The organism is Kitasatospora sp. NPDC056800 (assembly GCF_042789775.1).
Taxonomy (GTDB): domain Bacteria; phylum Actinomycetota; class Actinomycetes; order Streptomycetales; family Streptomycetaceae; genus Kitasatospora.
In genome coordinates, this window is the sequence record NZ_JBHUAL010000092.1 from 24,349 (window position 1) to 33,980 (window position 9,632).

General features: G+C 73.0%; 7 protein-coding genes. 5 read left to right on the plus strand and 2 right to left on the minus strand.

Features of this window, described 5'->3' with window-relative positions:
* Positions 1–32 precede the first annotated feature (32 nt).
* Together ACFRQN_RS21015 and yidD are read left to right on the plus strand one after the other, a co-directional pair.
* Positions 33–800 carry a hypothetical protein gene (locus ACFRQN_RS21015; protein WP_380741508.1) on the plus strand — a complete coding sequence of 256 codons (768 nt, stop codon included), beginning with the start codon at positions 33–35 and terminating at the stop codon, positions 798–800.
* Positions 801–948: 148 nt separating this feature from the next.
* Positions 949–1,506 carry a membrane protein insertion efficiency factor YidD gene (gene yidD, locus ACFRQN_RS21020; RefSeq protein ID WP_241853092.1) on the plus strand — a complete coding sequence of 186 codons (558 nt, stop codon included), beginning with the start codon at positions 949–951 and terminating at the stop codon, positions 1,504–1,506.
* A gap of 102 nt (positions 1,507–1,608) precedes the next feature.
* Here yidD and ACFRQN_RS21025 read toward each other — a convergent pair whose 3' ends face one another.
* Positions 1,609–3,963: a glycosyl hydrolase family 18 protein gene (locus tag ACFRQN_RS21025; protein WP_380741509.1), complete on the minus strand. Its 2,355-nt coding sequence runs from the start codon at positions 3,961–3,963 to the stop codon at positions 1,609–1,611.
* Positions 3,964–4,250: 287 nt separating this feature from the next.
* On the opposite strand from ACFRQN_RS21025, the gene ACFRQN_RS21030 reads away from it, so the two are divergent.
* On the plus strand, positions 4,251–4,961 hold the full coding sequence (locus ACFRQN_RS21030) for a class I SAM-dependent methyltransferase (protein WP_380741510.1): 711 nt from the start codon (positions 4,251–4,253) through the stop codon (positions 4,959–4,961).
* A gap of 95 nt (positions 4,962–5,056) precedes the next feature.
* The gene (locus tag ACFRQN_RS21035) at positions 5,057–6,142 is read left to right on the plus strand and encodes a TolB family protein (RefSeq protein ID WP_380741511.1); all 1,086 of its coding nucleotides are present in this window, start codon (positions 5,057–5,059) and stop codon (positions 6,140–6,142) included.
* Here ACFRQN_RS21035 and ACFRQN_RS21040 read toward each other — a convergent pair.
* Positions 6,139–8,382, minus strand: a complete 2,244-nt coding sequence (locus ACFRQN_RS21040) for a hypothetical protein (protein ID WP_380741512.1) — start codon at positions 8,380–8,382, stop codon at positions 6,139–6,141. The genes ACFRQN_RS21035 and ACFRQN_RS21040 overlap by 4 nt on opposite strands.
* Positions 8,383–8,745: 363 nt before the next feature.
* On the opposite strand from ACFRQN_RS21040, the gene ACFRQN_RS21045 reads away from it, so the two are divergent.
* Entirely contained in the window at positions 8,746–9,333 is a 588-nt protein-coding gene (locus ACFRQN_RS21045; RefSeq protein WP_049656177.1) for a TerD family protein, read from the plus strand.
* Positions 9,334–9,632: the final 299 nt, after the last annotated feature.

A 9,632-nucleotide genomic window follows, 5' to 3' on the forward strand; every position in this document is an offset into this window, starting at 1 on the left:
CGTCACAAGCCAAGCCAGAGAAGGGAGTTCCCATGTCCGAGTGGGTGGCGTTGATCATCGCCATGGCGTCGGCCTGTGCCGTCGTGATGGCGGTGGTGGTGCTGAGGCAGCGCCGACCGATCGAGGAGAGTGCCGACGAGACCCCGGATGTCATCGAGTACATCACGATGATGATCGGGGTGGTCTACGCGATCGTCCTCGGTCTCGCCATCGCGGGTGTCTGGGAGGCGCGCGGCGCCGCCCAGGACGACCTGTTCCGCGAGGCGCAGTCGCTGCGCGAGATCAGCGACCGTGCGGTGATCTACCCGGCGGAGTTCCGCGACCAGGTCCGGGCCGACGTGGACACCTACGTCTCGTACGTGGTGAACACCGAGTGGTCCTACATGCAGGAGACCGGTGGCATCACCGAGAAGGGCGACCAGCTGCTCCAGAAGCTCCAGAACGACATCGCCACCCGCTCGCCCGCCTCCGACCTGGAGTCGCAGGGCTACCAGCCGATCATGGACCGGGTCAGCCAGGCGTCCGAGTCCCGCAACTCGCGCGGACAGAACGCCGGGCCGACGATGCCCGGGGTGGTCTGGTTCGGCCTGATCGGGGGTGCGGTGGTGACCGTCGGCATGCTCTTCGCGCTCCAGATCCGGCGCACGCCGAGGGAGTTGACCCTGGCGCTCTGCTTCAGCGCGCTGATCGCCTTCCTGCTGTTCATGATCTGGGACTTCGACAACCCCTTCTCCCGGAGCGTCTCGGTGACCACCCAGCCGTTCGAGGACCTCTTCCCCTCGCTCAACCTCGGCGGCTGAGCCGGTCTCCGGCCGCTGCTCGCCGGTCGCGGGCCGCTGCTTGCGGGCCGCCGGACGCCGGGCGGATCCGGGCAGATGATCTTCGGATAATCTTGCCCGGATCGTCGGGGGTCGGCCCCCGGCGGCGAGAACGAGGAGATCGTCAGCAGTGTCCGACCCGACGCCGGATCTCGGCGCCCACTTCCCGCCGGCCCGCCCGGAGCGCGCCTGGTGGTGGCTGCCCGCCTCGGAACGGCTCCGGCGGAAGAAGCAGCGCCGGGCCTGGGAGGACTACCGGGAGCGCTACCGCAAGGAGGACCACGCCAAGGCCCAGCGGCGCAAGCGCGCCCGGGACGAGGGCGCGGACTGCTGCGTCGACGGCTGCTGCGAGTTCGCCGACCCCTGCCTGATCGCCCTGATCCCGGTGATGATGGTCTCCGGCGTCCGGTTCGCCCTCACCGGGGCGCGCGGTCGCCGGGCGGCCGATCCGTCCGCCCCCGCCCCGCGCGGGTTCGCGGCCGGGGTGCTGTACGGCGCGGTGCGCTACTACCGCGCCGAGGTCAGCCCCCGCCGTCCGGCCTGCTGCCCGTACACGCCGTCCTGCTCGACCTACGCGGTGCGGGCGCTGCACCGGCACGGTGCGCTGCGCGGGGCCCGGCTGACCGCCGGGCGGCTGCTGCGCTGCCGCCCGGGCGCGGGCGGGGCGGACCCGGTGCCGCCGCGCTGAGCCGCGGCCGGCCGGGTCGCGACGGCCGAGCCCGGGACGGGAAGACCGCGGATGGCCCGCGCGGATTCTCCGCGCGGGCCATCGTTTGTTCCTGATAAAGCGTCAGCGAAGGCTGCTGTCCATCGAGTTGAGCATGGTGCCGGAGGCGTCGTCGTTCTCCAGGGAGAAGGCGAACAGCCCGCCCAGGCCCTTGGCCTTGGCGTAGGCCCCGCGCGCCTGGACGGCCTGCGGGGTGTCGCCGGTCCAGAAGTTGGTGCCGTCGTAGACCCAGCTGCTCTCGGTGACCGGGTCCCAGTGGGTCTGGGCCGCGGTCGGGTTGAGCTCCTTCCAGGCGGCCAGGCCGGCCTCCTGGCTCAGCGGCTTCTTCGCCGTCGGGCCGGTCGCGCTCTGGTACAGGCCGTAGTTGGAGCCGGCCGGGACGCCGGTCCAGCCGCGCCAGTAGAACGGGATGCCCAGCACGATCTTGTTCGCGGGGAAGCCGCCGGGGATGCCGTACTCGGGCAGGCCGGTGGTGTACGCGGCGAGCGTGGTGTCCACGTTGTACTTGCGGGTGCCCGGGGTGATCGGCGTGGTCGGGTCGGCCGGGCTGTCGTGCAGCGGGTCCTGGTGGTTGGTCGGGCCGGTGGCGTCCCACGCGCCGTGCATGTCGTAGGACATCACGTCGGCGTAGTCCAGGTAGGCGCCGATCTTGTCGGTCTCCAGCTGGGCGACCTTGTCCTGGCCGCTGGGCAGTGCGGCGGTCAGCAGGTAGCGCTTGCCCTGGGCGGCGCCGAGGGCGTCCAGCTGGGTGCGGAACTCCTTGAGCAGCAGGGTGTAGTTCTGCTTGTCGGCCGCGGAGTAGTGGTTGCCGGTGTGGCCGCCGGCCGAGCCCGGGTACTCCCAGTCGAGGTCGACGCCGTCGAAGAGGCCCGCCGCCGAGGCCGCGCCGCCGGAGGCGTCACCGGCCACGCCGGTCGGCAGGTTCCCCTTGAGGAACATGTCGACGCACGAGGAGACGAAGGCCTTGCGGGAGGAGTCGGTGGCCGCCGCGTCGGAGAAGTACTTGGAGTACGTCCAGCCGCCGATCGAGATGGTGAACCGCAGGTTCGGGTACTTGGCCTTCAGCTGGCGCAGCTGGTTGAAGTTGCCCTTGAGCGGCTGCTCCCAGGTGTCGCTGCTGCCGTCCACGCTGGTGGCGGAGCTGTAGTCGGCCTGGTAGTCGGCGTAGGCGTCGCCCGCGCCGTCACCGGCGTTCGGGTTGGACTCGTTGGCCGAGTCGGAGGCCTTCACCGCCTGGAAGCAGGTGAACTTCGTCGGGTCGATGTTGGCGAACGCGTAGTGGACGACGTCCAGCTTGCCCGCCGCGCCGCTGGTGTCGACGTTCTTGGCGTTGTACGCGTTCTCGTAGACGCCCCACTGGTCGAAGTAGGCGGAGCGGATCGGCTGCTGGGCGGGGGCGGCCGCGGTGGTGGTGCTCACCGGCGCGGACTGGGCGGAGGCGTGGCTGCCGGAGTAGCCCTGGACGCTGAAGGTGTAGCTCCTGCCCGGCAGCAGCGAGCTGACCGCGACGGAGGTGCCCATCGAGGTGGCGACCAGCTGGCCGTTGGACCACACCTTGTAGGCGACCGGGCCGTCGCCGCTGGTGAGGGTGGACGGCTGCCAGGTGAGCACCACCGCGTTGGAGGTGGTCCTGGTGACCGCGAAGCCGGTCGGGGTGGTGACCTTGCCGTCCCCGGCCGGGCCGCTCGCGGTGGCCGTCGGGGTCGGGGTGGTGGTCGTGGGGGTGCCCGTGGGGCTGCCGGTCGCCGTCGGGCTCCCGGTGGGGCTGCCGGTGGCGGTGGGGCTCGCGGTGGCCGTCGGGCTGGCCGTGGCGGTCGGGCTGCCGGTGGCCGTCGGGCTGGCGGACGAGGTGGGGCCGGCCGGGCCGGTCAGCGTGAGGTCGTCCGCGTAGTAGGTGCCGGTGCCGTACCAGCCGTGGGTGAAGACCGTGACGGAGGTGGTGGTGGCGCCGGTGGTGAAGGTGGTGCTCAGCTGGTTCCAGCCGGTCGCGCCCGGCGTCCAGGCCGAGGAGTTGACGCCGGTGCCGGTGGCGCCCAGGTAGACGTAGCTGCCCTGCACCCAGCCGGCCAGGGTGTACGTGGTGTTCGGCTGGACGGTGACGGTCTGCTGGCACTGCGCGGTGTCGCCGGCCGAGGCGGCGCCGGCGAGCGCGCGGCTCCCGCCGTGCACCGGGGTGGTGACGACCGAGCCGTTGGAGCAGGTCCAGCCGGCCAGGGTGCCGGTCTCGAAGTCGCCGTTGGTCAGCAGGTTGACCGGGGCGGCCGAGGCGGAACCGAAGGTGAGGGCGATGGCGGCGCCGCTGGTGGTCAGCGTGGCGGCCAGGGCCAGTGCGGTGGCTCTTCTGCGCTGGGCGGCCCGGCGGTCGGCGCGCTCCCCGGTGGGGTGGGCGGGCCGTGCGGGCGTGACGCGGTCGTGCATGCGGTGGGTCCTCCGGATGTGTGGGGGGTTCCGGCGGTGCGGTGGCCCGGGACGGGCCGAGGGGAGCCGGCCCGGGCGCGGTGGGGGCGCGCGGGCTGGTGACGCGTGCTGACGAGCGGTGTGCGGACGCGACGGGCGGCCGACCCGTGCACGTCACGACTGAACAGATTGGACTGGACCAATATTCGCCGTCAAGGGTGTCCGCCCGCTGGACCGTTCCCTGCCGGGTCGGCGGCGGCCCGGTAGGTTGGCCGGTACGAGCAGGCCCGTCGAACGGAGGACGCGCGATGGACAGCCAGGACTGGGACGACCGCTACGCCGCGAGCGAGCTGGTGTGGGGTGCCGCGCCCAACCGGTGGGTGGTCCGCGAACTGGCCGGGCGCACTCCCGGCCACGCGCTGGACCTGGCCGCCGGAGAGGGCCGCAACGCGATCTGGCTGGCCGCCCAGGGCTGGGAGGTCACCGGACTGGACTTCTCCGCCGTCGCCCTGGAGCGCGCCGAACGGCTCACCGCCGAGCTGCCCGACGAGGTCGCCGACCGGCTCACCTGGCGCCACGGCGACGCCCGCGCCTACGAGGCCCCCGCCGCCGGCTACGACCTCGTCCTGGTCGCCTACCTGCAGATCCCCGCCGCGGAGCGCCGGGCCGCGCTGCGCCGCGCCGCCGACGCGCTCAGCCCCGGCGGCACCCTGCTGGTCATCGGGCACGACCTGAGCAACCTCACCGAGGGGGTCGGCGGCCCGCAGGACCCGGCCGTGCTCTTCACCCCGGAGGACGTCCTGGCGGACCTCGCCGACCGCGGGCTGCGCACCGTCCGCGCCGAGCGGGTGCACCGGACGGTCGGCGGCGAGCCGGGCCACAAGGGCGCTGCGGGCGCCGAGAGCGCCGGGAGCGGCGAGAGCGCCGAGCGCGTCGAGGGCGCCGAGGCGAACGGGGGCGGACAGGGCGGCCGGGTCGCGGTGGACGCGCTGGTGCGGCTGGAGCGGAGCGGCGGATGACGGGCGGGGGCGCCGGCGGGGCCTGCCGGACGGCTGCGCCCTGATCCGCCTGGCGGCGTACGACAACTGACGATTCGTCAACTAGCTTGTGGGGCATGAGGACTCGCATGCTCCCGGCGGTCTTGGCTGCCGTCGTGCTCCTGGCCGGCTGCAGCAGCTCGGGCTCCGGTTCCGAGGAGGAGCCGGCGCCCGGACCGACGGGTGCGCCGTCGGCCGGCGGGTCGTCGACCGGCGCGGCCCCGAGCGGCACCTCCCCGAGTGGGGCCGAGCGCCGCGCCGACGGTGCCCGGCTGCTCTACCGCGCCGGGGGCGGCCACAGCGCGCAGAACCCGGCCTTCGCCCCGGACGGCCGCTCGGTGCTGCTGACCGAGTTCAGCGGGGGCTACAACAAGGGCGCCGCCGCCCTCGGCATCCTGCCCCTGGACGGTGCCGCGCCGCGCACGGTGTTGGAGGATCCCGACAAGGCGGCCGTCAACCTCCCCGGCAGCAGCTGGAACGCCGCAGCCGACGCCTTCGCCTTCGCCACCGACCGGGAGTCCGGGCACGACGAGGTCTGGCTGATGAAGCCGGGCGGCGCCCCCGAGCGGGTGACCAGCCACGCCGACGGCAGCGGTTACAGCGAACCGAGCTTCTCCCCGGACGGCGAGTGGATCGTCTTCCAGCAGAGCTGGGAGCCGGAGCACGCCGCGGTGCACGGCGACGCGGCCGAGCAGGACTCGCTCTGGAAGGTCCGCCGCGGCGGCGGCGCGCCCGTCCTGCTGGTGGACGGCCGGGGCACCGGATCCGACAACCGGCAGCCGAACTGGTCCCCGAAGGGCGACCGGATCGTCTTCCAGCGGCGGAGCGCGGGCCGCGAGGACTGGTCGCTGTGGACGGTGGACGCGGACGGCGGCGGACTGCGGCGGGTCACCGACGCGCCGGGCGAGCACACCGACCCGAGCTGGTCCCCGGACGGCCGCTTCCTGGTCTTCTCCTCCAACCTCGGCGACCTGCCGAACGCCCAGGTCTTCGTGGTGGACGCGGACGGCGGCACTCCCGTCCGGGTGACCCGCGACGACACCGCCTACGACGGCGCGCCGAGCTGGTCCCCGGACGGGCAGTGGATCGCCTTCGAGTCCGCCCCGGGCGGCGAGGCCAACCCCGCCGCCCTCTGGCGCATCCAGGCCCCTGGAAACGGCTAGCCGACGGTGATCGTCACCACCGAGTACTGGGCGACGGTCAGCGGCACGCTGACCGTCGCGCCGGTGACGGTGTACGGGACGGCCTTGGGCGCCGGGTCGGTGCCGTCCGGGCTCGCGACGGTGACGGCGGTGACGCCCGCCCCGGCCGGGAGGGCGTAGGAGAGCGTGCAGTTGGCGGGTGCGCTGTGGAACGCCGCCGGGGTGTCGCCGAAGTTGGTGAAGTTCACCAGGTGGACGACGGTGTCGGCACCGAGCCGCCGGGCGTCCAGGAAGATCCGGCGGTCCCCGGCGAGGGTGACCGCCGGCGGGGCGGCCTGCTGGACGGCGGTGAGCAGCTGGTCCGCCGAGGCCTGGTCGGTCTTGGTGAGGTAGCTCAGCCCGGGCAGTGCCTTGACGTACCAACAGCTTCCGCTGCCGTAGGAGTTCCGCTTGCCGGCGGGAAGCGGGTCGGCCTTGCGCAGGCCGAGCACGTCGGAGAGCGCGAACTCGGTGCGCTGGCCGCCGAGTTCGTCCAGCGCGGTGGGTGCCGGGCCGGTGATCACGATGGTTCCGCCGGCCGAGACGAAGCCGCGCAGCAGCGCCGCCTCGGTGTCCGAGACCGCCTGGAGGTTGGGCAGCAGCAGCACCTTGAACCGGGCCAGGTCGTCGGCGGTCAGGCCGGGGCTGGACACCGTGTCGAACGGGACGTGGGCGTAGACCAGCGCCTTGACGGTTCCCCGGAACTCGCCGAGCCAGGGGAGCGAGGCGCAGCTCATCTGCGGGTCGTCGCCGCCCCACCAGTCGGCGATCCCGGCCGGGGCCTTGGCGTTGACGTACATCCCGTTGCCCTCGCCCGGGGCCACGTAGTCCCGGGACGGCGCCGAGTGGTAGACGCCGACCTGCGCGATCGAGGCCGGGTCGTAGAGCTTCGTCTGGTTGGTGCGCACGAAGCGGTACATCCGGGTGCGCATCGCGGCGTCCACGGTGTCGTTCTTGAACGGGGTCTTCACCTCGTACGGGTTGCAGCCGGCCGCGATCAGCTGGGACATCACCAGCGAGGCGTCGTCGGCCTGCCAGCCGTAGGAGAACGCCCAGGCCGGCTTGGTGCCGCTGGCGGCGCGGGCGTACTTGTACATGGAGATCAGGCAGACCCAGTCGGAGGCGGTGGCGTGCCGCATGCCGTCGTAGTTGCCGAGGATGTCCACCTCCCAGACCTGGCTGACGGCGCCGGGGGCTTGGCGCAGGTAGCCGCCGTCCAGGCCGATCGAGGTGGCGTAGCGGTAGTCCATCGACACGGTCTCGACGAAGGTGACCAGGTCGGGGTTGACCGAGCGGCCCGCGTCGGCGATGTCCAGCTGGAACTGGAGCAGGTTGCGGTGGCGCCACTCGACGTAGCGGCGGAAGACCGGGTCGGCGAAGTTCGCGGCCGTGGGCAGGGCGAGGCCGGTGTCGGCCTTGAACGCGGCGGCGCCCCAGGTGGAGGCGTCGCACCAGGTCTGCACGCCGTCGAAGTAGATCGGGACGTCCGGCCAGATGCCGTCCACGCCGGTCGCGGCCACGCCCTTGATCCGCTTGAGGTAGTAGTCCCGCCAGGGCGAGTTGGGGCTGAGCCAGACGCTCTCGTCGCCCGGGTCGACCCAGACCACCACGCTGCCGTAGAACACGTTGGGCTTGCCGGCGAGGTCGCGCTGGACCCAGTTCTTGCCCTGGTCGTTCTTGTAGAAGGAGCGGCCCTTCTCGCCGCCGGGGGAGATCAGCTCCAGCGACGGGTAGTACATGACGACCTTGAGGCCGGCGGCGTGGGCCAGGCCGGTGAACTGCTTCACCTCGGCCATGTGCGCGGCGAACTGGGCGTCGGTGAGCCAGTCGGAGAGCAGGGTGTCCAGCTCGATGACGCTGACCTCCTGCGCCTTGAGGGCGTCCACGGCGCTCTGCATGTCGGCGGGCTCGTTGAAGGTGCCGTCGGCGATGCGGGCGTAGCGGGCCCAGTCCGGCCAGGTCTGCGCGGCGGCCCCGGGGGTGGCGGCCAGGTGGGAGGTGGGCCACTGGCCCTGGTACTCCGAGTTTCCGTAGTCCTCGGCCGCGGCCGGTGCGGGCGGCGGCCCGGCGGCCCAGGCGGCGCCGCCGTTCAGCAGCCGGACGGTGGCCAGCGCGCCGCCGGCGCCGAGGCCGGCCCGGAGCAGTCTGCGGCGGCCGAGGCGGGATCCCCCCGGGCGTTCCGGGGTGGTGTGCTGTTCGGTTCCTTCGTGCTGCTCGGGCATGGTGGTCCCCCCAGCGTGAGCGGGCCGGCGCGGGTCGGCCTGGCCCGGGAACGGTCGTGAGCACTGCGAGTGGTGAGCACGGTGGATCGTGGCGTACGGCGATCGGTGCGCGGACGGCGCGCCGTGGTTGCCGGCGGCGGTCCCGGGGCCGACCCTAGACCGTGCGCCGCCCCGGTCGTCCGGTCGCGGTCCACGGCTACGCCAGACGTCTGACCGCCGGTTCCCTCAGTGTGCGGACCGTTGTCGGGGTGAGGTCCGGGGGAGTTCGGGGTAGGGGTGCTCGCAGGGCGCCGTCGATGATCATAAATTCTCTACAGTGCTGTAGATTCGCGGCACGGGCGGTGGCAGAACGAGGAGGACGCGATGAGCGTTTCGCTGGCCAAGGGACAGAAGATCAGCTTGGAGAAGCCGGGCGGTGGACAACTGAGCCTGGTCCGGATGGGCCTCGGCTGGAAGGCGGCGGAGCGCAAGGGCTTCTTCGCCAAGCTGCTCGCCGCCGGCCGGGAGATCGACCTGGACGCCTCGGCGGTGCTGTTCGCCCAGGGGCGTCCGGTGGACGTGGTGTTCTTCCAGCACCTCAACAGCAACGACGGCTCGGTCCGGCACAGCGGGGACAACCTGGTCGGCGGCGCGGGCGACGCGACCGACGACGAGTCGATCACGGTCGACCTGACCGCCGTCTCCGCCGAGGTCGACCAGATCGTCTTCACCGTCAACTCCTTCACCGGGCAGACCTTCCAGGAGGTCGAGGCGGCCTTCTGCCGGCTGGTGGACGAGACCACCGGCGTCGAGCTGGCCCGCTACACGCTCACCGCCGGCGGCCCGTACACCGCCCAGGTCATGGCCAAGGTGCAGCGCACGGCCACGGGTTGGCAGATGACCGCGATCGGCCAGCCGGCCAGCGGGCGGACCTTCCAGGACCTGATGCCGGAGCTGGTCAAGCACCTCTGAGCCGCCGGGGCGGGTGCCCGGCGCCGCGGGCGTCAGTGGACGTCGCGGCGCCGGAGCCCGGCCGGGGCCGTTGCGCGCGGGGAGGAATCCGTTGATCCGGGCGGGCCGCGGTTCGGCGAACGCCGGTCGTCGCTTCCGGGTGGTCGGGTCGGACAACGGCGCGCGGCCGTGAGGCAGTGACCGGCAGCGCCGGTTGAGCGGGGCGGGGGTGCGCAGGGGGGACCCCCCCCCCGTGGTCAAATAGGAGGGGGGGGCCGCCGCGCGAAAGGGGGGCCGGGGGTGGGGGTTGGGCGGTGTCT

What these genes read in the sequence shown, in the direction of transcription:
- ACFRQN_RS21025 (WP_380741509.1), bottom strand. Translation starts at nt 3,963, where the DNA reads ATGCACGACCGCGTCACGCCCGCACGGCCCGCCCACCCCACCGGGGAG.
- ACFRQN_RS21030 (WP_380741510.1), top strand. Translation starts at nt 4,251, where the DNA reads ATGGACAGCCAGGACTGGGACGACCGCTACGCCGCGAGCGAGCTGGTG.
- ACFRQN_RS21045 (WP_049656177.1), top strand. Translation starts at nt 8,746, where the DNA reads ATGAGCGTTTCGCTGGCCAAGGGACAGAAGATCAGCTTGGAGAAGCCG.
- ACFRQN_RS21015 (WP_380741508.1), top strand. Translation starts at nt 33, where the DNA reads ATGTCCGAGTGGGTGGCGTTGATCATCGCCATGGCGTCGGCCTGTGCC.
- ACFRQN_RS21035 (WP_380741511.1), top strand. Translation starts at nt 5,057, where the DNA reads ATGAGGACTCGCATGCTCCCGGCGGTCTTGGCTGCCGTCGTGCTCCTG.
- ACFRQN_RS21040 (WP_380741512.1), bottom strand. Translation starts at nt 8,382, where the DNA reads ATGCCCGAGCAGCACGAAGGAACCGAACAGCACACCACCCCGGAACGC.